We start from the raw sequence: 26,489 nt of genomic DNA on the forward strand, positions 1-26,489 counted from the left end.
TCATTAACCCATTAAGTCATTAAACAACACCTATGGCAAAACGCCTACAGAATAGTCCGGGGAAGGAGATGTCGTTTCTAGATCATCTCGAGGAATTACGTTGGCACTTGATACGGTCAACGGTTGCTGTAGTTATATTGGCAACAATCGCCTTTATTGCCAAAGATTTTATTTTTGACGTATTATTATTCGGACCAAAAAAATCAGATTTTCCTACCTATAAATTATTGTGTCGTGCCGCTACTTTTTTAGGTTTTGAAGATAGTTTTTGTTTTGATGAACTGCCCTTCAGAATACAAAGTAGAACCATGGCTGGTCAATTTTCGGCCCACATTTGGACTTCCATTACCGCTGGAATAATAGTCGCCTTCCCATACATAATCTATGAGTTTTGGAAATTTGTTAGTCCGGGGCTAATGGTCAACGAACGTAAAAATAGTCGGGGTTTTATTATCATAGCCTCCATTCTATTCTTTATAGGTGTACTTTTTGGCTACTATGTTGTCACTCCATTATCGATCAATTTCTTAGGAAGCTATCGTGTAAGCGAAGAGGTCTTTAACGATTTTGACCTAAGTAGCTATATTGGCTTGGTTCGGGCGTCTGTATTGGCTAGCGGACTCATCTTTGAGTTACCTATTATTATTTACTTCCTGACTAAAATAGGTATTGTAACACCCGAAATACTGCGCAAATACCGCAAATTCGCCTTGGTAGGAGTTTTAATACTTTCAGCAATAATAACGCCTCCAGACATTGCGAGTCAGGTGATCGTAGCTGTTCCGGTAATCATTTTATATGAAATTAGTATTTTTATTTCACGTGCCGTAGTAAGAAAACAACGTAAAAAAGAAAAGCAACATGTCAAATAATATTGTAGACGAATTCAACGCTTATCGTTCTAAAATGAACGAAAAATTGCTGGCAGATAACAACAAGATCGTAAAACGCATATTTAATTTAGACACCAATACGTATGCAGAAGGGGCGCTTCCGAAGAAAACCAAAGAACTTTTAGGCTTGGGAAACTCACTTGTTTTACGCTGTGATGACTGCGTACGCTACCATTTGGAAGAATGCTTTAAACTAGGCATTCCTAAAGAAGAAGTTGTTGAAGCCCTCAGCGTATCGCTATTAATAGGTGGTACTATCGTCATTCCACATATGCGTCGCGCCTATGAATACTGGGAAGCCCTAGAAAGCTACGAGTCTTAATGTCTACTTCGGAAATTAAATCCTATTTTTAACGTTCTAAGTGAAACGCATTCCATGAAACTAAAAGCCGAAAATCTCATCAAATCATACAAAGGCCGAAAGGTTGTGAAAGGCATCACCGTAGAAGTAAATCAAGGTGAGATCGTCGGACTCCTAGGACCAAACGGGGCTGGAAAAACAACTTCGTTCTATATGATCGTAGGTCTCATAAAACCCAACGGTGGAAATATCTTTCTCGACGGTACCGAGATCACTTCCTACCCGATGTATAAAAGAGCTCAGAACGGAATTGGTTATTTAGCACAAGAGGCTTCGGTATTTAGAAAACTCAGTGTTGAAGACAATATTTTAAGCGTTTTACAACTTACCAAACTCTCAAAAAAGGAGCAACTCTTAAAAATGGAATCGCTTATTGAAGAATTCGGACTCGGGCACATTCGCACCAACCGAGGCGATCTTTTAAGTGGTGGTGAACGCAGACGTACCGAAATTGCACGCGCCCTAGCAACCGATCCGCATTTTATTTTACTCGACGAACCTTTCGCCGGCGTTGATCCCGTTGCGGTAGAAGACATCCAACGTATCGTGGCACAACTAAAAAACAAAAACATCGGTATTCTTATCACCGATCATAACGTACAAGAAACACTTGCCATCACCGACCGCACTTACCTCATGTTTGAAGGGAGCATCTTAAAACACGGTATCCCAGAAGAACTGGCTGCAGACGAAATGGTGCGTAAGGTGTATTTAGGTCAGAATTTTGAATTGCGTAAAAAGAAACTTGATTTTCAGAAAAAAGAGTAGGGCAATCCCAAGACGCTTACTAGCGTAAGGTCTCGGTCGCGCTTTCTGCTATATCCTCCAATCAAGTTGGAGGGATGCCGCTTCAATCGCTATTGCGGGGCTTGGTCTTTCCAAAACAATGATATCAAAATATAAAGTAAGATGATCGCTGGTATCGCAACAAACTTAAGCAGCACGAGCAAAACAATACACGCTAGCAAAAATAGATAGCGCACCGCGTTACTCTTAAGATCCCATGTTTTAAACTTCAATGCAAACAACGGAAGTTCAGCATTTAATAAAATACAACTCAATAAAGTTAACCCAAGTAACATCCATTGATTTAGAATAATGCTTTCTAAAGCTGGTGTATTCTGAAAATGTAAAATAAGTGGCAAACTTAAGATCAACAGGGTATTTGCAGGAGTTGGCAACCCAATAAAACTCGTAGTTTGGCGTGTGTCTACATTAAACTTTGCCAAACGATAGGCAGAGGCAACCGTAATTAAGAGCCCGATAAAAGGTATATAGTCAAACACCGAAGTGTTCCATGCAGATTCAGAAAACAGCGCCCCAATATCAAGATATGCACCTGTAGTTGCCTGACTCAATAATTGTAACATTACAATACCAGGCGCTACCCCACTGGTCACCATATCGGCCAACGAATCTAATTGTAACCCCACTTCGCTATGGGCGTTGAGCAATCTTGCAGCAAGTCCGTCGAAAAAGTCAAAGAAAATTCCGAAGAAAACAAAAACTGAAGCGGTTATAAGATCGCCAGAAACTGCGAACAATATCGCTACCGTACCACATAATAAGTTTAGCGATGTAATAATATTGGGTATTTGCTTGATCATAGTTAGGCGTTGTATAAGGTCTAAATCAATTTTTCCCTACTGAAAATAAAAATGATAAAAGAAGCACAAAAAACAAACAATTGTACCTTCCGCTGTAAAAATAGCAAAGTATTTTCGTCTAAGCTCTTGAAAACACAATATGTGTTTAAAATTATAGTTTACTATCTTATAAAATAGTGGCATCTTTGCCCCCAAATTCCAAGCTTGAAGAAGAAATTATTTTTTGTTTTTTGTCTTGTAGCTATTACAGCTAACGCTCAAACAGTGCGTAAATATTCTAACGAATTTATGAACATTGGTGTTGATGCCGCCGCATTTGGTATGGCGAACGCTATGGTAGCAAACACAGCTGATGTAAATTCAGGCTATTGGAATCCCGCCGGACTCGTACATGTTGAAGACAAACAATTGTCATTAATGCACGCCTCCTACTTTGCCAACATTGCCAATTATGATTATGCTGGCTTTGCGATGCCTTTAGATAAGCAGAGCGCCGTAGGACTTTCAATTATCCGTTTTGGCGTTGATGATATTTTAAATACCACACAATTAATTGATGATCAGGGAAATATTGATTACAATAGAATTTCTCTATTCTCTACAGCAGATTACGGGCTTACCTTTTCATACGCGCGCAGATTACCACTCGACGGACTCAATTTTGGAGTGAATGCTAAGATTATAAGAAGAATAATTGGTGACTTTGCTAGTTCCTGGGGATTTGGTCTCGACGCCGGAATTCAATTTGAATCTGGCCAATGGAATTTCGGGTTGATGGCGCGTGATATTACCACAACTTTTAATGCCTGGGCGATTGATGAGGAGAAATTTGCAGAAATTTCTGGCGCTGTGGAAGGGCAGAATCAAGATCTTCCGGAAACAACCGAGATCACCATCCCGAAGCTACAACTCGGAATTTCAAGAGAATTCGTATTTCATTATGATTATGTTTTGCTTACTGAAGTAGATTTTAACTTTAGATTTGCAGAAACCAATGATATAATTTCATCTTCTGCCGCAAGCATGACACCCGCACTAGGGCTTCAATTTGGTTATATTGATATGATCTTTGTTCGCGCTGGTATGGGTAATTTTCAGAACGTTCAGCAATTAGATGGTAATGAATCTGTGGGCTTCCAGCCCAATATAGGTGTTGGTTTTAAATATAAAGGCATTCAAGTAGACTATGCCCTAACTGATATTGGCGATCAAAGTGCCGCACTTTACTCCAATGTATTTTCGTTGACGATAGATTGGAGCGTTTTTCGCTAAATTTGTAGACTATTTATAACGCTAAATCTAGGCTCTTGATCAAATACTACGCATTTCTATTTATTCTGTTTGTGGGCCTTTCGGCCAAAGCTCAGGATGTTTCCCTTCCAGAAGACACTCAAATTAGCATCATTACTATTGGTCCAGGTGACTCACTTAGCGACCAATTTGGTCATAATGCATTCCGTGTAAAAAGTGATCAAGCTGGTTTTGACGCTATTTATGACTACGGGAGATATGATTTTGATACCCCAAATTTCTATTTAAAGTTTGCTCAGGGGAAGCTTTTATATGAGATAGGCAGTAATAATTTTCAGCCTTTTTACAACCATTATCGCAGTCAGAATAGATGGCTAAAAGAGCAAAGTCTCAATTTAAATAGCAGTGAAAAACAAGCTATATTCAATTTTCTCCAAAATAATATCAAACCTGAAAACCGAAAATATAAATACGATTTCTTTTTTGACAATTGCGCTACCAAAATAAGGGATGTTTTGGTTGATGTACTTGGAAATAAACTACATTACAATGATGATTTCGTAACTGAAGATTCGACCTTTAGGCAACTAATTCAGAAAAACCTCACCGCAAATTCTTGGGGAAGTCTCGGTATAGATGCTGCTTTGGGAGCTATTATTGACAGAAATGCGACCCCATGGGAACATCAATTTCTTCCAGAATACATTTATAAAGCCGCTGAAGTTGCAACAATAGACCGAGCAGAAGGAGCTGTAAAGCTTGTTAACCAAACAACAGATCTGTATGTTAACAAGCCCGTTAAAAAGTCCACTAATTTCTTTTTGAGTCCGTTGTTTATTCTAGGAATTCTTAGCGCATTCATCATATTTATCACCTTACGCGATTTTCAAAAGAAACAACGATCCCGATGGTTGGACGGACTTTTATTCTTAATTACTGGCTTGATTGGTGTCCTGCTCTTTCTACTTTGGTTTGCTACAGATCACACGGCTACTGCCAATAATTACAATCTACTTTGGGCTTTTCCTTTTAATATTTTATTCCTTGGAATAATATGTAAAAAAGTTCCAAAGGCATGGATTCAGCGCTATGTAATATTTCTCATATTACTACTCATCCTTTTAAGTATTCATTGGGTAACGGGTGTTCAGGTATTCGCAATAGGTTTGCTACCTTTATTTATCGCGCTTATGGTTCGATATGTGTTTCTAGCAAGTTTTCTTCGGAATAAATAATTTAGTAATTCGTGAACAGTTATTTGTGATCGGTTCATACTTACTTGTTTTCAACAAGCAATATTCACCGCTATTGTCCACGGAAGAAAATAATGGTACTTAGCGTCTTGATCACAATGCTAATATCTAGAAATAGGCTTCGGTGTTTAATATAATAAAGGTCGTATTGTAATTTTTGAATGGCATCTTCTTGGGTCATTCCGTATTTAGCATTAACCTGTGCCCAGCCTGTAACCCCCGGTTTTACTAGGTGCCGAACTTGATAAAAAGGAATTTCTTTAGTGAGTTCTTTTACAAAAACTGGCCGTTCGGGACGGGGGCCAATCACACTCATATCTCCTTTGATCACATTGATAAACTGCGGGATCTCATCAAAACGTGATCTCCGAAGAAATCGTCCAAATTTAGTAACCCTTGCATCTTTCTTCGCAGCAAATTGTGCTCCGTTCTTTTCTGCATCTGTGACCATACTGCGTAATTTATAGATCTTAAAATCCCGTCCGTTCTTTCCAACACGTATTTGCGTGTAAAAAAGCGGTCCGCGGTTACCAATTAGGTTACCAACAATGATAAACGGTGAAATGATCAAGCCAAAAACGAGTCCTAAAACTGAAAACAGCAAGTCTAAAATTCGATGAAAAAAAAGATATAGTTTGTTCTGATTACTTCGGCTAAAAGGAAAATAGCGATAGAAATCGCGATCTACATGTTGTATCGGTACACGGTGTGTGATTTCTTCGTATACCTGGGTATACTCCCTAATAGGCACGCCATTTTCCAACTGCGAGATCAATGCGTTGTACAAGGCTGCTGTCATTGCATCCGATTGTGGTGATGCCACCACGATCTCAGAGACTTGATACTTCTTTATGGTTTCAGAAATGGTCCTGAAACTAAAACTTGGAATTTCACGAATACCTTCTCCGGCCACCTTCTTAGGTTCAGTATTGATATAACCCACAACTTTGTAATTTGGATCAGACTTTTGCAATGATTCAACTACTTCCAAAACTTCATTGGCATTACCTACAAGCAGTACTCTTTTAAAAAAACGAGGCGCCGAAATAAGTACGATATAGGCGTATCGCCAAATAAACAAGGCGAGATTGATAGAAATATAAAAATAGATGATCTGTAAACGATTTGCAGGTAACTCGGGTGTATAGAAGGGCGTGAGCAAGTAAAAGAGTACCGTTACAGAAGATGTTAAAATAATATTCTGAATAACCACTTCAAATTTACTCGCCTTTTGCAGATTGTAAAGTTCAAAAATAGTAGCAAAAATGGTAAGATATAAGCCCAACACAATAGACCAAACCCAGTGTTGTGCTTTAATAATAAAATAATCGAAATCAAATACAAGCCCTACACCGTAAAGTAGTGCAAGCACAAATACAATATCGAAAATACGCAGAAGTACTTTCCGCTCTGAAATATCAAAATGGATACTCGATTTCTGAGCCATACGGTTATGTTAGTCGCTCAAAAATAGGTATTTATTTAGTGGTTTAAAAGCGTTAACCACTTATGTTTTACATTTTCCCAATCAAAGGTGTTTGCCTTTTTTCGAGCGATTTCAGTGCGTAAAACTGCTTCATCGGGTTGTTTTATAACTTCATCTATTGCTTGTATAAAGCCTTTTACATCATTGGGTGAGACCAGAAGTCCATTCACTCTATCTTCCACTAGAAAAGGAATACCTCCAACATTGGTTGAAATGATAGGGAGTCCGAGTGCCATGGCCTCGACAACACTTACAGGCATATTGTCAAAATTGGTTGTATTTAAAAAAATATCATATTGAGCCGAAAGTTCGATCCATGCTTGTTTTTCTAGACGTCCGGTAAAAGTAACAGCCAATTGTTCTTTTTGTGAAAACTTTTTGCATAGAGATAAAGTTCCGTCTTTTTCCGGTCCTACCATACACAATGTTGCATTGGGATACTTCGGAAGTAACTCCTGCAAGACCTTTAGCGCAAGCATGGGATTATAAACCTCTGAAAAAGAACGCACCCATAGTAATTTGGGTTTGATCTCCTTCCGAAGTAAAAAAGGATAATTTGAAATTTCAATGGTATTTGGAATATATATTACATTGTCGAAACCTGCCTTATTAAAAGCTTCCGTTAAGTAATGTGATGGAGAAACATTAACATGGGCCTTTCCGAAGAGGTTTTTAGTCAGTTTCGGGCTCCGAATAAGCCTATTGGGCAAATCACCTCCATGAAGAATAGGAATGTACGGGACCTTATATTTTCTGCAGAGCTTTGCAACTGCGACGGCATATGCAAAGTTTAAAGTGCTATAGGTGTCAATTAGCACAAAATCAACCTTTTTACGCTGCCTAAAAGTTGTAATGATCATATCTAAAAGACGATGCGCTTTATTCTTGGCTGCGGAAGCTGTAACTACCTCAAACCCTTCCGAAGCAAGTAGAAGCGAAAGTGTTTCGATAGTGGTAACCGTACCCGTACTTTGGGAAGGTTTATTTCCTATGTACAGCAGTTTTTTTGACATTTTTTACAAATACAATAAGTCCAAGACCATATACAAATGCAGAGGCTGCGATACGCATGGCTGAGTGGTTGATGGTAAAAATCCAGAAAATATAACAGGCAAATATGAGGTAATTAGTTCTGTTTTTTAAACGGAAGAAAAGCGGAGTCAAAAGTAAAATAAGCAAGCTAAAGATACCAAAAAGTCCGTGTTCCGAAAGAGTTCTACTCACTTCATTGTGTGTAGCAGACAGCCTTCCTGTTGTTTCTAAGCGAAATTCTTTTGCCTTACCTATACCAACACCTGTAATAGGATTCTGTAAAAATGCTTCAATTTCTGAATCAATTAGTTCTTGTCGTCCTGTTGAAATATCATCTTTAAGTCTGCCAGCTGCATCCTGATTGGAATAACGTTTGTCTATAAGCCCAAGTGTTGATATTGACGTTATAAGCCAAGTGATCGCCATGACACCAACAATGATAATAATTCTAGGGATCAAGACCTTGCGTTGCGAAGCCTTGATCTGCAAAAGATAAATTCCTAAAAAGGCTATGGCACATATAAGTGCAGTGATCACACCTCCTCGTGAGAATGTCACAACAGCTCTATACCCAACAAAAGCCAACAGCGCGAGATCGATTCCATTTGTGAGTTTATCTTTGATCGTAAAGAGTCTAACAAATAGTATGAGCATTCCAAGACCTAAAATAGTAGCTACTTGATTGGGTCCATACCCCCCGGAGGCGGCAAAATTGGAGGCTGTTCCTGATAAAGTATCGCGAATATTTGGAGTATAAATATACAGATAGGCCGTTGTGCTTAATATGGGAAGTAAAGCCGCCAGCAATACATCTTTAAAGCGGTTTTCGGGCATTTTCCTGTTATAGCAATACAAGGCTGTGATCGCCAGACACATAGGACCACTTAAATTAAAACCAATAGCATTTGCAACATTCGTTTCATAATCTAAGTTCATAGCCGAAAAGAATATTCCAGGCGCCAGACATAAGATAAAAAGCACATAAGGCCAGGCTCCACGGTGTATCCCTTTATACAAGATTCCAATTCCCATAAACCCCATGACCGCATATTTGGCAAATTCATAAGAAAATGCTCCGCCCGTCATACGGGATAGAACTTCAAAACCCATTACATAGGCAGCTCCTAACAATACTTCATCATTTCGATTATTGTTGGTTACCACCCGATAAAGAAAATATATAATCGCGGCTAGTAAAAAGAATTTGGAAGTTGACTCCATAGCGTAAATAACCAAGGCCATAGCGGCATGGATAAGTAACAACTGGAGATACGTTATGTTTCTTTTCTGTTTAATAGTGATCGTTTTTATAGCAATTTAATAATTTGGGCAATACAGCTTCCACACCATAATTCTTTGCAATGTGCTGCGTATACGCCACCGCATCTTTTTCTCGTTCTGCCTTGTTCGCTATGTAGTAATTTAAGGCATCAGCAAGTGCTATTTTATTGTTAGATGGCACCGTTTTGCCAAAGGTACTAATTACTTCTTCGCAATGTCCTACTTGGGTAGCCACAACTGCTAACCCAGAGGCCCCGTATTCTAGTAGCACCATTGGCAGTCCTTCATTATCTGAAGCCAGCACTCCAATTGAGGCAGCACGCATCATCACAAATACGGTATCAGAACTTCCTAAAATTTCAACGTGATCCCTCAAGGAGGCTTCTTTAATAAAAGTTTTTAGCTTTTCCGAATAAGAATCCTGAAAATCCTTTCCTATTAACTGTAATTTCCACATTGAATGCTGCTTGTGAACTATAGCAAAGGCTTTTAATAGATTAAGATGATTTTTAGGTGTCTTTAGATTTGCCACGCAAATAATAACATCTTTACGAGCATGTGAAGGTTGACTAATTGGATCTGTAACAACAAAATTGGGTAAGTACTGCACATGTTTTGTCCATAGTTTTCTTTTACACCAAGCTTCGAGCTCCGTATTTACCGTCAAAATACTAGTAAAAAATAGTGAACTTAACAGCAAGGGGATATTTTGCAGCCTTGACGTATGAACCCTATTCCCTTGATGTTCATGCCAAATGACACGTACTTGTGGGTAGATCAGTTTTAAAAGAGCTGCTATAAAATAAGAGGTAGTATGTGCATGAACAATATCTATTCTTTTATTCTTCACATACTTTTTTAAGCGATATACGGCAGCTAAATCGAGCGTACCCTTTTTCCGTAGAAAAAGATAACCCACTTCATCATGAAGTGCTGATTTTAGGAGACCTTCATCCCTTGTTGTACATAAATAAGACTGCTCAATTTTTCCAACTAATGCATTGGCAAAAGTAAGAGCGACCCGCTCTGCACCTCCGGGATTCAACGAATCTATAAGTTGCATCACCCTCATTGCACCAACAGTTTTAATTCCCTCTCAAAGTCGTCTAAGGTATATTGTTGTGACCAAGCCATAGCCTTGTTAGACATTTTAGCCAGCTCTTTGTCATCTGCAACTAACTTTTTAAGCAGTTGTGTATCTTTCAAAAAGTCCATTGATAATAGGGCGCCTCGTTTCCCCTGATCTAGCATCCATGGGACGCAAGATACTTTTGAAACAATCGGGATCACACCCCAAAACATAGCCTCTGCCACTACTTTTGGCCAGCCCTCAGACTGCGATGGCAATATTAAAAAATCACTGCTTTTATATACTTGTTCTATAGTTTCCGCACTTTGATTTCCGTGTAAAAAAACAATTTCTTCTAAGTTATTTGAACTAACATAGCTTTCCAATGCTGCTCGCTCTTCACCATCTCCATAGAAATTAAAGGTACAAGCTACGCCACTTTTATAAAGATCTTCTACAAGTTTTAAAGCATACAATGGATGTTTTCCAGACGATAACATGCCCACAAATAGAAACCGAAAAGGTTGTTTTACAGACCGGCTTACGGTTTCCAGCATCTTTGATTTTGGATAGGTAGCTGTAAAAAAAGATCGGATGTTTTTTGACTGCTTAGGCCATTCGCCATAGACTAAAACCTGCATATTTTTTGTGAGTAGAGTGTTATTGAGCAACCACTTCTGAAATCGATAACTGCTAGGTTGTTTGGCGTTGGGGTCCCAGTTTCCGGCATATTTTGCTGTTTTGGTTTTCTTCGGAAAAAAGATCTGCACCAAAGCACCTAGCAGTCCCATATTTCCCGGACAACGCAAATGAATATGATCTGCCTTGGAAAACTCCCGAAATAATTTCAGAAAAATATACGGCCACACAAGTATGGAAACAGCAGCTTTTCCGAAGCTATTAAAAGCAAGTGTAGGAACCGATTGCACATCAATATCTTTCCGTTTAAAAGGCGCCAACAATAACACTTCATCATAGGAAGTAGGTGAAAGTATAGCCACTGAATCTACCGCTGAAAACCAAAGATCCATCTCTTTTACATACGGAGCATACGAATAGAAATGACCATCTTCTTTGAGCATGGTGGGAGCCAGAGTAACTACTAGAAAACGCATACTTAAATATACCCTTTTGAATCGTTTGTGCTTACTTCTTCTGCTGGCACTCCTACTACAGTTGTACCGCTTGCTACGTTTCTATATACTAGCGAATTTGCACCTATTACGGCGTTATCACCTACCGTTATAGGCCCCACAACGGTTGCCTGCGCTCCAATATATACGTTATTCCCGATGGTTGGAACACCGCGATTTGCTCCTCTTCCACTCACACCAATCGTGACTCCTTGTGCTATATTGCAATTATCTCCTATCACTGCCGAAGCATTGATAATGATATTTCCGAAGTGACCAATATAAAAACCTTCCCCTATGGTTGCGCTATAAGGCAAACTGATACCTGTAATGATCTCGATCCATTTTTGATAAATCACTCCAAAAACAAGTAGTACTTTCTTTATAAAACCCGGCAATGTACTTGTGTAGATAGCATTATTCCAACGGTACACCCAAAGCGCCCAAAGGCCTTGTTGGGTTAATAACACGGTGAGACCGCTCTTCCCTGAATAACGTTTATACTTTTGTATGTCTGTACTAAATTTACCCATTTTGAATCAGGCCATCGTATGCCTGTACATTCCTTTCGATTAAGGTCTCTATATTAAATCGTTCTAAAATATCTTTTCGAGCTGCTTTGCCCATTGTGATAGCTTGTTCTTTATTTGTTAGCATCCAAATTACTTTTTCCGCGATCGATTTTGGATCATGCGGATCACAGAGTAAACCGGTCTTTCCATCAGAAACGGCTTCAAATCCTGGCCCAATAGCACTTCCTATAAAAGGTTTACCCATTGACAAGACCTCCAACCAAGCCAACGGCATGGCTTCCATATGTGATGGATAAACACATACTTCGGAAGTTTCAATATACCTAACTACTTCCGTATTAGGCACAACCCCTTCGAACGAAATATGCTCCTTTACCGAAGTTGGAATTTCACGCTTTAAATATTCAATATAAGAATTCCCATTGGCAAAAAACCAATCGCGACCCACGATCTTTAAATGTACCTTCGGAAATTGCTCTTGTATGGTTGGCAAGGCTTGAACCAATTGCCGTATACCTTTCTTTTCGCAGACCGTTCCTACAAACAACAAAGACTGCGGAATTGCCTTCGAATAATCTACCTGCCGAAATTTTTGAGTATCTATAGGGTTGTAGATCACAGTGACCTCGCGCTCAGGTTGACTTAATTCTTTTAAAGTAATATTAGCCACATACTTGCTAACAGCAAATAAGTGATCTGCTTTGGCAAACGACCGTTTTTCGAGCCAGACGTTTTTCTTTACACGCGGTCTATTCTCAAAAAGCGTAAAAAAATGATGTCCGCCATGCATCCGTATCACGTACTTTATGCCCCGAATCTTACTAACCATTGCGAGTCCGTTTTCATTACTTTCAACAATATCAATAGGCTGTGTCTTGTGAATTTCGCGTAGCTTTTTATTAATCCGTTTTGCGTTGAGCAAGGCTTTAAGTCCCTTAATTTTATAAGCTTTGGTAGTATATACCTGTACCCCATCATCTACGCGAAGAGCATCCTGGGAGGAATCACCCGTTCCTATTACCGAAACCCTGTGACCTGCTAAAACCAATCCTTTTCCCAGGGTTTGTACAAAAGTACCTATCCCTCCGTGCGGTTTGCCGGGTTGCGGATATTCATTGGTAAGAAAGCAAATATGCATCAGGAGAGTGATTTAATGATATTACTGGAAGCATCTGCGACATCTGAAACAACGATCTGAAACCATTCATGAATGTCGGTTTGGGGATTTTTATGAATAGCATCCAGTAGCGGGACGATTTCCGAAGCACCATTAAGCCAAAATACAGTGTTTTTTGTAGGCATGCTTCGGAAGTGCTGATATTTATAAATAGTGTCTACAGACCAATTCCGGTCTTTTTTATGATCGTAATGAATATAAATACAGGGCTTATCAAACATTCCGAAGTCGAATGCCATTGTTGAACCTACGTTTACAACAACATCTGCATAGAGCGCAAGGCTTACTAACAATTTGACGTCTTCATGGGTAGGATAAACGGCTGTCCATTTTTCAGAATTAAAATTCCAAAGCGGTGGCATATCGACGATCAGTTTCGGAAACTTTTGAAGTACCCAATCATAACGCCCTGAAAGATCGACCGGACAACGTCTAAAAATAATTTGAAAATCGTTTGCACGCCCCTGCTCTGTGATCTGGGTTGCAAAATCGTTAAGGTATTGAGGATCATATGGAGACGTTTTTACATCATCTCCCGAAAAGCAGATAAGTTGTTTGTTTTCGTCTAAGCCATATTTTTTATAAAATTCTTCTTTGCAGTAGACATACTTTAGATCGTTATAAAACTCAAATTGCGGGGTGCCGGTTACAGTGATCTTATCTAGAGGGATTTCAGGATAGAAGCTATGTAATTCTTCTTTCATAAATCCAGACCAAACCAAATAGTTATCGGCACGTAATGCAAGTCGGGCCTTAGGAATATTATCCCAAGAATAAATGACCGTAGTTGACGAGATTCCAAGGTCGCGTGCTACTTTAAAAACTGTAGGTGCTACAAGCGCCCGTTGGTGAGTACAAAAGATACGTGTAGGGGTATTCTCTTTTAATATGGCTTCAATTTTTTTGTAAAATGGATTCTTCTGAAGCGACTCGTCATATTTCAATTCTAAGGCTTCAATGCGCGCATAAGAGCGTACTGTTCTTGCTGCCATCTGAACAGCCGTATAAAAGATCTTTAGTTTTAATGACTTATGACCACGCTTCCAGAATTTAAGGATCGTAGGGTTTTCTACTTCCTTTGCATTATAACGTAGACGTGCTAAGTGGATAAGCTCCCGTAAAAACTTTTCACGGATGGATTCGGTGTATTTAGGGATGGCGATACAGCTATCTAAGGTAACATTCGTCTTTATATACGAAAGAGTGTCCTCATCAAAGGGGTGCAGCAAGATCAGTTCATGATTGGTGTTCTTAAAAACATTTGAGTACAAATAGTTTTTAATTCCTGTCCCATCGGGCACTAATAGTAATATACGTTCTTTTTTATTCACCAAATTACTTTAAGGATCCCGTAAATTCCGTAGCAGCTTAAAAGCGTGATTGCGGCGTAGTTTAATGTGACTAATGACTTCGGAATGCGTTCTTCTTCAGCAAGCATCCAAAAGCCGTAGATCGTCATGATAAATACAGACCCAAACCACCTCAACTCTACATACGAAATAATGATCAACGCAAAGATGCACATCATCATAATCAATAGCAAGGGAATATAGGTAGATCGATCAATACGTTTTCTTTTGATCAAACTTTGTATTCCGAAGAAAAGCATGATCGGTAAGATCAACCCAATTTGCCTGCTTCCGTAGAGAAGGATCTCACCAAGATCTTTAAAAAATTCTTTAACCGTTAAACCAATATCGAAGAAGAGTCCAGACAAGATCCCTTTAGGAAGCGCCTCCTCACCATGCACATCTAGATACTCCATTGTTTGCTCCCACGACGGGTGTTTATGATTTTTTAAACTTCCATCATTCACCATAAGTTGAGCTAAATACTGCCGTTGTACCCAATTAACTGTTACGTCTTGAGGCGGATCCTTTTTATCAAAGGAAAGCCCTCCATTTGTTTGTAACGCGGGAAGGTTAAGCGCGATCATTGTCAAAAAAAATAATACAGGAATTAACAATGTCTTTTTACTGAAAGCGCCTTTTTTGATCACTAAAAATATAGAAATCACAATTACAGGTAGAAAGATCAAAGTTAAGCTTCGTGTAAAGAACATAATAATTAGGGCGGTTCCCCACAGAGCTAATGTTCCTTTTTTCGCTATAAATGCGAGTCGATATGTTTCAGAAAAAAAGATAACCGAACTAACTATAAGAAGCGTATCATTGATGCCCGTATAAAAATATCCCACGGTGCTTATAAAGAAAAGCAGGAGTAGATAAAAATCTGCTTTTTTTATGCTTCGGAAGTAAAAAAAGTAGCCTGCTAATCCTAAAAGCAGTACTATATTTATAAAACGTAGGGCGATATGTGTATCGAGGAACTGCGCAGGTAAGTAGCTGAGCAGCATATAAGGCAATGAAATACCTTTTTCAATGGCTGCCCACCAGCCATCAGATTGAATGTACTTTAAATCACTAATAAACAGGTCTTCATCACCAATGCCTGCGGGTCGGTTCAGAAAAAAATAACCAGCAATTAGCGTATACAGTAGTACAACAACGCGAAAAACCCATAGAAGATATGGCTGCAGCTTACCCATGAAATGCGATCAATTTTTCAATAATCTGCTTTGGTTCAAGTTCGACAAACAAGGGAAGTCTCACTAAGCGTTCGGTATAGCGATCACTATATAGCAGGTTTCTTCCGTCGTGTTTATTTTTAAAAAACGGACTCGTATGTAGACTCAAGTAGTGAAAAACAGACCATATATTATTTGCTTTGAGATGCGCTATCAAGGCCGAACGTTGTTCAACAGAGGCGCACACTAAATAGAACATATGGGCATTATTTGTGGCGTAATCTGGAATACTAGGTATTTGAATTGAATTAATTTTTGCCCATTGCGCTAAACCATCTGAATAGGCGGTCCAAATTGCTTTTCGTTTTTGCTGAATTTCTTCTAAATGTTCTAACTGTGCATATAAATAGGCAGCGTTTAATTCTGAAGGCAAAAAAGAAGATCCTATATCAACCCAGCCGTACTTGTCGATTTCACCGCGAAAGAACGCACTACGATTGGTTCCTTTTTCCCATATAATTTCAGCTCTACCAATAAACTGTTCGTCATTTATGATAAGTAATCCTCCTTCACCACATTGTATATTTTTGGTTTCATGAAATGAAAAAGTTGCTAAATGTCCGATACCGCCAAGAGGTTTTCCTTTGTAATAGCTATCTACAGCCTGAGCAGCATCTTCAACCACAAATAGACCGTGTGCTTTAGCGAGCTGCATCACCTGATCCATATCACACGCGACACCTGCATAGTGCACTACAACGATCGCTTTTGTTTTTTCAGTAATTAAAGAAGACAATGAGGCCTCATCCAATCCAGGATGATCTTCACGGGAATCGGCAAAAATTATTTTTGCTCCGCGCAAGACAAAGGCATTTGCAGTAGACACAAAAGTATATGAAGGCATGATCACCTCGTCACCTTCCTGGATATCTAATAGCAATGCGGCCATTTCTAGAGCGTCTGTACAGCTGGTGGTGAGTAAAACTTTTTTAAACTTAAAAGTCTCTGTAAAAAATTTGTGGCATTTTTTGGTATAATACCCATCTCCGGAAAGTTTGCCACGAGAAACTGCATCGTTTATATAAACGAGTTCCTTGCCAGAAAGATAAGGTTTGTTAAAGGGGATCATCGTATAAATTTTGCAGGGTTACCAACGTAAAGACCGGGCTTTTCAATATTTTTAATAATCACTGTTCCGCCACCTGTTTGTACATCCGAGGTGATTGATATTTTGTCAATAACTGTAGTGTTAATTCCAATATTGCAGCGTTCCCCTATGTTTATAAAACCCGCTAAGGCCACACGCGGAGATAAAAAGCTGTGCGATTGAACCGTAGTGTCATGAGCGATCGTACAACCAACGTTGATCAAAACATTATTTGCAATCACCACATTTCGATCTAAAACAGATCCTGGCAACAAACAACTCCCTGCCCCAATTAGACAGCTTGGATCTACCGAACATGAGGGGTGTATGATGGTAGCAAACGGAATTTTCTCCTTGAACCTCTCAAACAACGCTTCGCGAAACGCAAAATGCTTATATCCAACTGCGATCATTATTTCGTCAAAAATACCTGTTGCAAATTGTTCCTCAATGGTATCTATTTTTCCTAAAACAGGCAACGCATCAACCTTAGTTCCAGCCTCTTGATAATCGTCAAAAAAACCAGCTACTTTGTATGAGTGCTTTGCATGATGCCCTATAAGCTGTCCGAGATCGCCAGATCCTATGATGGCAACTTTTTTCATGATCTGGAAGTTAGATTAGTAAGTTCCATAACTGAAAACAAGGGTCTTCCTTTAGATTCTTTATATATTTTACCAATGTACAAGGCTGCAATTCCTATAAAAAACAGCTGAACACCCGTAGCTATGATCAGCGCTCCTATAATAGAAGGCCAACCCGATTGGAAATCAACCAAGGTAAGTTTTAAAACGATAATGATAAGTAATGTTAGAATTCCAATAACAATAAAACCCAGTCCTAATTTAACTGCCAACTTTAATGGGAGTTCTGAAAAATCGAAAATAGCATTAAATGCCAACTCCATTTTTTTTCTAAAATTAAATTTGCTTTTTCCTGCAAATCGCTCTCTCTGCTCAATCGTTATGGTAGTTTGCTTCATACCAATGTGCATAAAGATTCCTTCAATAAAACGATTTTGTTCTTTATAGCATAAAAACTGGTTGGCAAACTTTCGGTTAAAAATGCGCATCACTGCTAGATCCTTCGGAATTTGAAGTCCTGTAAAACGGCGAAGTGTTCCCCAGAATATTTTAGAAAATAATTTATTAATAAAAGTGTCTTTCTTTTCCTTTCGAACTCCAAAAACCAAGTCATATCCCTTTCTAATTTCAGAAAGAAATCGATGAATTTCCGCTGGTGGATCCTGTAGATCTGGATCCATATACAAAAGATACTCCCCCTGTGCATATGTAATACCCGCAGTCAAAGCCGCTTGCTTGCCGTGATTATAACTAAGGGCGATCAATTTTAATCGATCATCCTTGGCGGCGTGCTCATTGATGATCTCTTTAGTGCGATCGGCGCTCCCGTCATCAATAAAGATAATTTCGTAGGTAATTTGAATTTTCGCAAGTGCTTCGGTTACTTCCAAAATAAATTGAGAAACCACCTCTTCTTCGAAATATACAGGGACCACTAAAGAAAGTTCGGTATTCACTGGCTACAATTTGGTTAGTACTGCTAGGCTTTCTATGCTGTATTTGGAAGCTGGATACAAAGCTTGTCTGTCGATCAATTTTGCTTGCATTCCAACAGCAAGTGCCGGTTTTACGTCTAATTTCAATGAATCTCCAATGTATAAAATTTCTTCGGGATTCAGCCCGATCGTCGAAATAGCTTTCTCAAAGATTTCAACATTTGGTTTTGTTACTTTGAGCTCTTCAGAAATAAATAGATGTTTAAATGATACGTCTTGAATTTTTTCTGAAAGCAGCTGTCGTAAACTGCTATTAAAATTAGAGAGTACTCCAAGTGGAAGGTGAAGTTCGTTAAGCGCTTCAACATCTAAAAATGCCTCCCAAGGCAAATTTTTGCAGCTGAGAAAGATATCAGAAAGTAATTTTTTGTTTTCCACAATTCCTAAACTGTTTATAAGAACTGTATTAAAATGGGCATAGAACGTTTCCGAAGTGACATCAGGAAATTGTATCGTTTCGCTAATTAGGGTATGATGGTGCTTAAGCAGCTTTTCATCAATAAGATAACCGTGCTGTGCCAGCGTTTCTCTGTAATTTTGCCAGAGTGTAGGTTTATGAATAAGCGTGTTTGCCGCATCAAAAAGTATGTATTTTACAACTGCCATTAATAGATTATGTGTTTAGCTGAAGCGTCTTTGGCTTGATCGAAATTGGTAGCCTCGGTATAGATCACGTCCATAAGCACACGGGTCGCTACGCCTTTTTTGATTTTTACTTCGGAAGGGACTTGGTCATACAACCATTCTTGCAAGGTGTACTTTACATCTTCAAATCCGAAGTTTGCTCGAATTGAATTGGTTCCTGAGATCCTGCAATTGATCTCAAAAGGAATAATTTTACCTTCTTTTGTAACGATAGACTGAACATTGGCAGAACCTTTAAAATGTGCTTGAGAAATCATCAAATTGATCATTTCTTCCAATTGTGCGTCGTGATCTATTGTAACCTTACAATGGGTGGTTGTACCGTTTTCAAGAATCCGCTCAAATGTAATTAAGCCATGTAGTTTTTGCTGTTTATTCACATAGAAAGCAGTGGTAATTTCTGTTCCTTCTACAAGTTCCTGTACCATATAATCCTCATCAGAAAAACCAGAGAAATCTGTTGGGTTTAACACGATACCTCTTGATCCTCTGCCTTTTTTTGGTTTTGCAATACTCGGTTTGCCCGTTGAGATATATTTACTGGGCAGAAAAGAATCGGCAAAAGGTATGGCATGCTTTTTATGATGGAGGTATGTTGCGTATTTGTCTAAATAGATGGCGGCTGTGTTTGCTTCGGAAACGGCTACATCACAACCCAAAACGTCTTGATTTTCCGATAAATAATACACTTCAAAATCGGTTGCTGGAATGATAAGATCAACTCCTTCATTCTTTACAATTTGCTGCATTGTAATAATGTACGAAGGCTCATACGCATAAGGTACTTTGTAAAAAGTATCGCAAAGATGATTTCCGGCCGAAAAATCGGTGATGTTAGTGCCTACGGTCATTATAGGAAACCCCGTTGCTTTAATATTCCGAAGAATACCCTGCCCTACATTACCTCCAATACCGGTAACTAGTACTTTTTTGCTATCCATGCTATGAGGGTTTTCAATTGATCTTTCAAATTGACTGCACTGTTGGTTATTTTAAGTCTTTCGCGTGTTAATCGGTTGTCGTAAAGATACGAAGGAGAATTGTCTTCCCCTTGATATTCGAGTTGCGTATGCGGTAGAGCCTTTTGAATAGTTTGTGCTAGTTGTTTATTTGATAGCGATTCTTCCGAAGCAGCTAAGAAAATACCATTCTCTTTTTTCAAAGCAGCTGCAATAAGATATTGCGCCACAACGTCTACATAAATATAATTTTGCATTCTACTTCCGTCACCAAAAAGTACTATCTGTTTTCCTTTTAGCGCTTGCTTAATGATACGCGGTAGAAAGGTAGTTTCTTTCATATTGGGTCCAAACATGGACGTTATTCGCACAATGGCAAATTTCGGGTGTTCTTTAACAACTTCTTCGCCCGCTAATTTCGATTTACCATAGGGATTTTGTGGGTTGACGGGAGTTGACTCTGTGATGATTTTTCCTTCCGAAGTATACACCGAAACCGTAGAACAATACACAACTTTGGCTTGTTTAAAGTGATCACAAATACGCATCACCAAATCGACGTTCACCGCTTGTAAACGCTGTTCCACCCCTTTATCTTCGAGTTGAGGCACGTAGGCACTAACTATATATACTACGGCTACGTCTCTTGGCAGCGTTTCTAAATGGGCAATTGGAAGCTGCTGAATTCCTTCTAGTAAATGATCTGTATTTTGATGATAAACACCCTTTACCTCAAATCCTCTCGCTACTAATTGGTCGCAAAGTGTACGGCCTAAAAAGCTGTTGGAACCAATGACAATATGTAATTGATCAGCTTTCATTTTAGATTTTCTTCAAACGTTATGTATGCTTTTTCTTTAGACCAAGTCATGGTTCCTACTTTTTCCCAGGGCGTATTCATATTGTTTTTAAGTAAGTCTTTCTCCCATAAAAATATGGGTTTTACTTTTTTCTGAACAATTGAAAACTCAGTATTTTCTAATGACACTCCTTGCTTTTTTGCCCAAAAGGCCGTGTAACGTTTAAGTCCTTTTTCAAGTGTTCCCATACGTTGCTGAACATTAATACCATTTACGCGATAATTAAAGTCGATCCAGGTTCCCCCTTGAAGATAGCTGTCTGGCATACCATCAACATCATAGAATGGCAAATACGTTTCGCCGTACTTTACCGAATACAAGTTGTTGAATCCAGCAAAATGTTCGTCCACAAACACACCATGCTGAGTAATTCCGAGTGCTTTTACTGAAAACCGCCTTACTTTCTTTTTTATTTGTAAAAGCTCACCTAGCACAGGTTGAGCCGAAGGAAAACTAGCTTCTATCTTACTTACAATTCCTTCACTTAGTGGAAAATTAAAAGTTGAATTCAGTTGCAACAGCAGCACACAAAGCATAAGTATGACGAGTGCTTTTTTAGACCGTACGGGGGTTGTTTTTTCTTCGGAAGTTATACCTGCTAAGTTTGTTTGCAATGTAGGCTTTTCTAACTTTTGCGCTATCCTGTCCCATAACGAAACTGGCACCATAAGAATATAAATAGCAATATAACCCAGTGCAAAATACGGAATAGGGAATTCGAGAAGAATGCCAATATGCAACCCAATACCTACAATTAATAGTGGTATTCTAAATCGTTTTATAAAAAACGTAAAGGGGAAAATAAGTTCGAAGCACATGGTTAAATAACCCAGAGAAACGATCAGCCATTTTTGATTTAGTAGCCATTGATCCTTTAATATCGTTGCCTGTGGCATAGAGGCGGGAAGCCACATCCCTAAACCACCTACCCACATATCTGATTTAAATTTAAAAAAGATAGAATCGAGATAAACAAACCCTATACCCAGTATCAACGGCAAGTAATAATAAAGTGCGGCTACTTTACGTCTTTGGATCACCTTATTTTTATCTGCCCGTTTAGCTAATAAACTGTCAACTGAGAAAAAACGATTTAGGGGTAAAAATATCATCATAAAACTCATCCCAATATAGATGTGATTCATATGATATTCAAGTAGGCCAAAATAGTCTATAACTAAGAGCGCCAGGGCGTAATTCAAAACACTCATTACTTTGGTAAATAGTCCGGCACTCAAACAAAGTAACACCAACATCCATACTACAAGGCTGATGGTTATCAACGGACTCGCAGACTCAATAAAAGGCATTGGATCGAAATAGAGCTGTCTGTAACGAAAAACACGGAATACTTCAAAAAGCAGATTTAGCGAAAAGAAAATACGAAAGACCGCAAGCCCGGAAGCTGATATTTTTTTTTCGAAAAGTCTATTTATCACTTTATTCATTTTGACTCTTGTATCCTAATTATGCTGTCTATTACCTCTTCATTGAAAATTTGAACCCCTTTTTTGTTCAGATGGTTTTCATTATAAAAGTAAATTGTATCTAAGGTTAGCGAATCGCGGGTAAAATCTAAAAAATGCACATGATCATAGCGTTTTTCAAATTCACGAAATCGATTAACAAGCATTGTAACTTTGTCCTGATTGCGCACCGTTCGTTCATAATAAGTTGGAGCCCATGATAAATACAGATCAGTTGAACTCTTTAAAGTTTCTTGCGCTAGCTCGTCCAAATAGTCATACCCTTTTTTGTAATCGAAACCGTCCATTGGTCGCGATTTATCTACAGTTGGATTCTTTTTTTTATTTTCGCCTCTCCATGGAATGTCCATTTCTTGATATCCACGAACTTTGGTGATATTATCATTATTGAATAATTTATTGTAATTACTCGCATAATAACGATACTTATACATAGGCAATAGCCATTCCATATAAGCATCTTTATTAAAGGCATAAAAATCGGCTACATTTTTATATGAAATATACGGCAGATGCGGCGGTTTGTTATAGGTTTTTACGGGCGCAAATGAAGCGATATCAACATTCTGAAATAATATTTTTGGAGCTTTATTATTGGTCAAATACAGATCTTTAATGATCTTCTGGCTGGTAAATCCTTCTCCATCCATACCCAAAACATAAGCTGAATAACCAAGTCTATCATGAAAAAGCGCCGGGTCATAATGTACAAGTGCTCTTGAGTTTCCGATAAAAACAATATCTGCATTAATGTTCCCATTTGCGACATCATGCCACATTTTATGATTTACATCACTGCTATGGGTGATCTTATAATCATAAGCATATTGAATGGCGTATAAGGCCACATAAAATGCAACCAAAACCCACAACATATGAAGAAGAAACTTTTTCATCTAAAACTGAAAATATATAAAACTTGTGTTGTCATTTTTAAAGCTTACGATGATCAAAAATACCATTGCAAAGTAAACTACATAGCGAACAACACTATACTTTTTTAAAAACGGATTGACAAAATCAATTCGATCCCTTCCAAACCATTCTAAGAAAATAAAAATACCAAGAATAAAGAAAAGAGGTTTAATATCAGTTGTATACGTCATTTTGGTTGAAAACGAAAGGACACTACTGTTAACAACCATGGTTTTAATATAATCAAAAGCCTGAGTGACGCTTTCGGCTCTAAAAAAGATCCAGGCAAAGGTGGTTAAAGCAAAAGTGGTCAACATAGCGATTCCTTCTCTAAAGCTAGGAAATATTCGGCCCTCCGCTATATTGTCTGTGTATTTCCTATTCTGTCCAAAAAACAGCAGCGGTATAAATAGCAATGCATGCAATGCTCCCCAAATGATAAAGGTCCAATTAGCACCATGCCAGAAACCACTCACTAAAAAGATGATCATCACATTGCGAAGCTGCATCAGTTTACTTCCGCGGGAACCTCCCAGCGGGATATATAAGTAATCTCGGAACCATGTAGATAATGAGATATGCCATCTTCGCCAGAATTCCCCAATATTTCTCGAAAAATAGGGATGCTTAAAATTGAGCATTAAATTAAATCCGAAGAGGCGAGCTGTACCAATGGCAATATCACTATAACCCGAAAAATCTGTGTAGATCTGCACCGCAAAAAGAACAGCTCCTAAAACAAGTATGATCCCTGAATAATTAGCGTGATTATTAAAAATATCATCCACAAAAGGAGCGAAATTATCAGCTATGACCATTTTTTTAAACAGCCCGTAAAGTATTAAACGCATCCCTACCACGCCATTTTCATAGGTAAAAACGCGCTTTTTGTAAAATTGTGGCAACAAGTTTGTCGCTCGCTCAATAGGGCCCGCAACTAATTGTGGAAAGAAAGAGACATAGGCTGCAAAAGAAACAAAATTGGATGTTGCCTTAAGTTTTTTTCGGTAAACATCGATCGAATAACTCAAGGTTTGGAAGGTATAAAATGATATTCCAACTGGTAAAATGATCTTTAATGTACTCGCATGCATGGTCACCCCGGCCATAGCCCAGGCATCGATCCAACTCTCAATAAAGAAATTGTAATATTTAAAAACGCCCAAAAGACCTAGATTTACCAGCAGACTTATAGCTAAAAGCTGTTTTCGCTTTTTATTGTCTTCGGAAATTTCCAATTGCCTTCCCACCCAATAATCAATCAGGGTGCTAAACAAGATCAAGCTTAAAAACCGATAATCCCACCAACCGTAAAAAACATAGCTGGCAACTAATAAAAGTATGTTTTGAATTTTAAGTGACTTTTTGAATACAAACCAATACAGGCAAAATACAATAGGAAGGAAGAGAAAAAATTCGATCGAATTAAATAACATCTATCCTTTGTTTTGATTCTTTATTATCGCTTCGGCTTTAGCCCAGTCTTCGGGTGTATCAATATTCACATACGTTTCGGGGTCGGTTTCTAAATAGCTTATTTTTTTTCCGAAGAAAGACCCATTCATCAAAACCTCCGTTTTTACAATATAAATAGCGCCATCGCGCACAAACGCTTCTGGTAATTCTTGTCTTCTTTTAATGATCTCATCCTCTCCCGTTGCAATTTTAAGACTGCCTTTGGAAGGTTCAAAAACCCAATGCGGATTGTATTGATGAGGTACTTTTTGTACCGAAATGAGCGTATCTGCATTTTCACTAGTAAATTTTGTAATGGCTTTATCAATGATGCTGCCACTTCGGAAGGGCGTTGTAACTTGTAATAAACATACAGCATCAAAGCTTCTTCCGTCTTTTTCCAAGGTCTCAATAGCGTGTTGAACTACCTCTAAACTTCCAGCTTCATCGGTGGCCAAGTGCAACGGACGAACAAAGGGCACTTCAATCTTAAATACCTTAGCGAGATCCCGAAGTGTTCTATCTTCCGAAGAAAACACCACAGCCTCTAGTTTTGTTGCATTCAAGGCCGCTTCAGCTGTATATTGTAACAAGGGCTTTCCTCCCAAGAGCTTTCTATTCTTATTGAGAATGCCTTTGCTTCCACCACGTGCCGGTATGAGCCCTAAGATCTTCATTAATAGGTTATTGTTTTATGAAAACGAAGTTCTACGGTTGCTAAAATATCTGCGATCTTTTGGCCGCTACCTCCATCGCCATAAATGGTGCTCTTCATATTTTTAGGAGAAGCCAATTGTTCTTTAATAGCGCGTTTTATTTCACTTTCTGTATATGCCACATCAATGACATTTTCACCGCGAAGCCTTCTATTCTGGCGCGTTCCTATATTTACTACCGGCACACCTAAAAAAGAACATTCACGTATCCCGACGCTCGAATTTCCTACGAGGCATTTACTATTGAGTAAAAGCTTTAAAAAATCATTGGGCTCCATATTTTTAAAGAATCGAATGTGTTTTGGATTTGCCTTTTCGCGATACGAGCGGATTCCGTTAGAAGTTCCATCGGCGCCGGCATCAACATTTGGCCAAAACCAAAAGGTTGGTATCTTTAAATCATCAACCACACGCAGGGTCTTTAACACATCTTCTTTAGCAGCACTATATTCGGTAGTTACAGGATGTTGCATCACTACAATATAATCTTCGGAAAGAGAAAATTGGGCTCCAACACCTCCATATTTTTTAAAAGGATCAAAATCTAATTCAGGAGACGCCGCTACTTGCGCTGCTATATCGATAGATGGACAACCAGTATTAAACACATACGCTTCATCCTCACCCATTTTAATGACACGTTCTTTGGCGTCTTCCGAAGTAACAAAATGAATATCTGCCAATTTTGTATTCGCGTGACGTACCTTTTCGTCAATATTACCAGTGACTTCACCACCTTGTAAGTGAATCAAAGGAATATTTTGATAAGCTGCGGCTATCGAAGTAGCAATAGTTTCAAAACGATCTGCAATGGTAAGAACTGCATCGGGCTCTAAATTGTAGAACACGTTTGCCAATTCCATCACGCCAAGACCAGTTGTCTTTGCCATTGCTGTCTTATTTTCACCTTCAAGAACCATAAAGACCTTTTCGTTTACAGTAAAGCCGTCCTTTTCAATAAAATTAACAGCATTCCCGTAGCGATCTAATAATGCAGATCCAGCAACCACCAATTGCAACTCCAGATCGGGATGTTCTTTAATGGCTTTTAAAGCAGTTCTCACCCTACTGTACGAGGGGCGCGCTGTAATTACCGCGCAAATTTTTCTTTTCTTACCCATAA

At 38.7% G+C, this 26,489-nt stretch carries 26 protein-coding genes; 5 read left to right on the forward strand and 21 right to left on the reverse strand.

The genetic code is table 11. From position 1 onward, the window contains the following. Positions 1-32: 32 nt before the first annotated feature. Genes tatC through lptB form a run of 3 tightly spaced genes read left to right on the forward strand, consistent with a single transcriptional unit; the run spans position 33 to position 2,022 of the window. Entirely contained in the window at positions 33-872 is an 840-nt protein-coding gene (gene tatC / locus ACY2RU_RS00485; protein ID WP_490136438.1) for a twin-arginine translocase subunit TatC, read from the forward strand. Next, positions 862-1,215, forward strand: coding sequence for a carboxymuconolactone decarboxylase family protein (locus tag ACY2RU_RS00490; protein WP_490136439.1), 354 nt, complete (start codon positions 862-864; stop codon positions 1,213-1,215). The genes tatC and ACY2RU_RS00490 overlap by 11 nt, the downstream gene beginning before the upstream one ends. A gap of 54 nt (positions 1,216-1,269) precedes the next feature. Next, positions 1,270-2,022 carry an LPS export ABC transporter ATP-binding protein gene (lptB, locus tag ACY2RU_RS00495; protein ID WP_490136440.1) on the forward strand — a complete coding sequence of 251 codons (753 nt, stop codon included), beginning with the start codon at positions 1,270-1,272 and terminating at the stop codon, positions 2,020-2,022. 89 nt (positions 2,023-2,111) lie between these two features. Here the strand turns inward: lptB and ACY2RU_RS00500 are convergent, their stop codons facing one another. Beyond that, positions 2,112-2,861, reverse strand: coding sequence for a CDP-alcohol phosphatidyltransferase family protein (locus ACY2RU_RS00500; protein ID WP_490136441.1), 750 nt, complete (start codon positions 2,859-2,861; stop codon positions 2,112-2,114). Positions 2,862-3,065: 204 nt separating this feature from the next. Between ACY2RU_RS00500 and ACY2RU_RS00505 the strand changes: the two genes are divergently transcribed. Together ACY2RU_RS00505 and ACY2RU_RS00510 are read left to right on the forward strand one after the other, a co-directional pair. After that, the gene (locus tag ACY2RU_RS00505; RefSeq protein WP_490136442.1) at positions 3,066-4,133 is read left to right on the forward strand and encodes a putative type IX sorting system protein PorV2; all 1,068 of its coding nucleotides are present in this window, start codon (positions 3,066-3,068) and stop codon (positions 4,131-4,133) included. Positions 4,134-4,168: 35 nt separating this feature from the next. Continuing rightward, entirely contained in the window at positions 4,169-5,347 is a 1,179-nt protein-coding gene (locus tag ACY2RU_RS00510) for a lipoprotein N-acyltransferase Lnb domain-containing protein (RefSeq protein ID WP_490136443.1), read from the forward strand. A gap of 70 nt (positions 5,348-5,417) precedes the next feature. On the opposite strand, the gene ACY2RU_RS00515 is transcribed toward ACY2RU_RS00510, so the two are convergent. From ACY2RU_RS00515 to neuC, 20 genes are read right to left on the reverse strand one after another with little or no spacing between them, the layout of a single operon-like run. Beyond that, positions 5,418-6,812, reverse strand: coding sequence for a sugar transferase (locus ACY2RU_RS00515; RefSeq protein ID WP_490136444.1), 1,395 nt, complete (start codon positions 6,810-6,812; stop codon positions 5,418-5,420). Between the two features lie 35 nt (positions 6,813-6,847). Further along, positions 6,848-7,864, reverse strand: coding sequence for a glycosyltransferase family 4 protein (locus tag ACY2RU_RS00520; RefSeq protein ID WP_490136445.1), 1,017 nt, complete (start codon positions 7,862-7,864; stop codon positions 6,848-6,850). Next, positions 7,833-9,146 (reverse strand): O-antigen ligase family protein, encoded by a 1,314-nt coding sequence (locus ACY2RU_RS00525; protein WP_490136446.1) that lies wholly within the window; start codon positions 9,144-9,146, stop codon positions 7,833-7,835. Before ACY2RU_RS00525 ends, ACY2RU_RS00520 begins: the two co-directional genes overlap by 32 nt. 28 nt (positions 9,147-9,174) lie before the next feature. Beyond that, positions 9,175-10,227, reverse strand: a complete 1,053-nt coding sequence (locus ACY2RU_RS00530; RefSeq protein WP_490136447.1) for a glycosyltransferase — start codon at positions 10,225-10,227, stop codon at positions 9,175-9,177. A 5-nt stretch (positions 10,228-10,232) separates the two neighbouring features. Further along, positions 10,233-11,348 (reverse strand): glycosyltransferase family 4 protein, encoded by a 1,116-nt coding sequence (locus ACY2RU_RS00535; RefSeq protein ID WP_490136448.1) that lies wholly within the window; start codon positions 11,346-11,348, stop codon positions 10,233-10,235. Between the two features lie 2 nt (positions 11,349-11,350). Then, positions 11,351-11,899 carry a serine O-acetyltransferase gene (locus ACY2RU_RS00540; protein ID WP_490136449.1) on the reverse strand — a complete coding sequence of 183 codons (549 nt, stop codon included), beginning with the start codon at positions 11,897-11,899 and terminating at the stop codon, positions 11,351-11,353. Next, on the reverse strand, positions 11,892-13,037 hold the full coding sequence (locus tag ACY2RU_RS00545) for a glycosyltransferase family 4 protein (protein ID WP_490136450.1): 1,146 nt from the start codon (positions 13,035-13,037) through the stop codon (positions 11,892-11,894). The genes ACY2RU_RS00540 and ACY2RU_RS00545 overlap by 8 nt, the downstream gene beginning before the upstream one ends. After that, the gene (locus ACY2RU_RS00550) at positions 13,037-14,407 is read right to left on the reverse strand and encodes a glycosyltransferase family protein (RefSeq protein ID WP_490136451.1); all 1,371 of its coding nucleotides are present in this window, start codon (positions 14,405-14,407) and stop codon (positions 13,037-13,039) included. Before ACY2RU_RS00550 ends, ACY2RU_RS00545 begins: the two co-directional genes overlap by 1 nt. Further along, a complete protein-coding gene (locus ACY2RU_RS00555; RefSeq protein WP_490136452.1) occupies positions 14,404-15,624 on the reverse strand; it encodes a hypothetical protein in 1,221 nt (406 codons plus the stop codon). Before ACY2RU_RS00555 ends, ACY2RU_RS00550 begins: the two co-directional genes overlap by 4 nt. Continuing rightward, a complete protein-coding gene (gene rffA / locus ACY2RU_RS00560; RefSeq protein ID WP_490136453.1) occupies positions 15,617-16,732 on the reverse strand; it encodes a dTDP-4-amino-4,6-dideoxygalactose transaminase in 1,116 nt (371 codons plus the stop codon). Before rffA ends, ACY2RU_RS00555 begins: the two co-directional genes overlap by 8 nt. After that, the gene (locus tag ACY2RU_RS00565) at positions 16,729-17,355 is read right to left on the reverse strand and encodes a NeuD/PglB/VioB family sugar acetyltransferase (protein ID WP_490136454.1); all 627 of its coding nucleotides are present in this window, start codon (positions 17,353-17,355) and stop codon (positions 16,729-16,731) included. The genes rffA and ACY2RU_RS00565 overlap by 4 nt, the downstream gene beginning before the upstream one ends. Further along, positions 17,352-18,290 carry a glycosyltransferase family 2 protein gene (locus ACY2RU_RS00570; protein ID WP_490136455.1) on the reverse strand — a complete coding sequence of 313 codons (939 nt, stop codon included), beginning with the start codon at positions 18,288-18,290 and terminating at the stop codon, positions 17,352-17,354. The genes ACY2RU_RS00565 and ACY2RU_RS00570 overlap by 4 nt, the downstream gene beginning before the upstream one ends. Before the next feature lie 3 nt (positions 18,291-18,293). Then, positions 18,294-18,935 (reverse strand): HAD family hydrolase, encoded by a 642-nt coding sequence (locus tag ACY2RU_RS00575; protein ID WP_490136456.1) that lies wholly within the window; start codon positions 18,933-18,935, stop codon positions 18,294-18,296. Continuing rightward, positions 18,935-19,915 (reverse strand): ATP-grasp domain-containing protein, encoded by a 981-nt coding sequence (locus ACY2RU_RS00580; RefSeq protein WP_490136457.1) that lies wholly within the window; start codon positions 19,913-19,915, stop codon positions 18,935-18,937. Before ACY2RU_RS00580 ends, ACY2RU_RS00575 begins: the two co-directional genes overlap by 1 nt. Further along, a complete protein-coding gene (locus ACY2RU_RS00585; protein WP_490136458.1) occupies positions 19,894-20,754 on the reverse strand; it encodes an NAD-dependent epimerase/dehydratase family protein in 861 nt (286 codons plus the stop codon). The genes ACY2RU_RS00580 and ACY2RU_RS00585 overlap by 22 nt, the downstream gene beginning before the upstream one ends. Further along, positions 20,751-22,241, reverse strand: a complete 1,491-nt coding sequence (locus ACY2RU_RS00590) for an HTTM domain-containing protein (protein WP_490136459.1) — start codon at positions 22,239-22,241, stop codon at positions 20,751-20,753. The genes ACY2RU_RS00585 and ACY2RU_RS00590 overlap by 4 nt, the downstream gene beginning before the upstream one ends. Further along, positions 22,238-23,176 (reverse strand): hypothetical protein, encoded by a 939-nt coding sequence (locus ACY2RU_RS00595; protein WP_490136460.1) that lies wholly within the window; start codon positions 23,174-23,176, stop codon positions 22,238-22,240. Before ACY2RU_RS00595 ends, ACY2RU_RS00590 begins: the two co-directional genes overlap by 4 nt. Then, positions 23,177-24,631, reverse strand: coding sequence for an MBOAT family O-acyltransferase (locus ACY2RU_RS00600; protein ID WP_490136461.1), 1,455 nt, complete (start codon positions 24,629-24,631; stop codon positions 23,177-23,179). It abuts the gene before it with no gap. Next, positions 24,632-25,327 (reverse strand): acylneuraminate cytidylyltransferase family protein, encoded by a 696-nt coding sequence (locus tag ACY2RU_RS00605; protein ID WP_490136462.1) that lies wholly within the window; start codon positions 25,325-25,327, stop codon positions 24,632-24,634. After that, positions 25,327-26,487 (reverse strand): UDP-N-acetylglucosamine 2-epimerase, encoded by a 1,161-nt coding sequence (gene neuC / locus ACY2RU_RS00610; RefSeq protein ID WP_490136463.1) that lies wholly within the window; start codon positions 26,485-26,487, stop codon positions 25,327-25,329. The genes ACY2RU_RS00605 and neuC overlap by 1 nt, the downstream gene beginning before the upstream one ends. Positions 26,488-26,489: the final 2 nt, after the last annotated feature.

Source organism: Ulvibacter sp. 2305UL32-6, assembly GCF_058148545.1.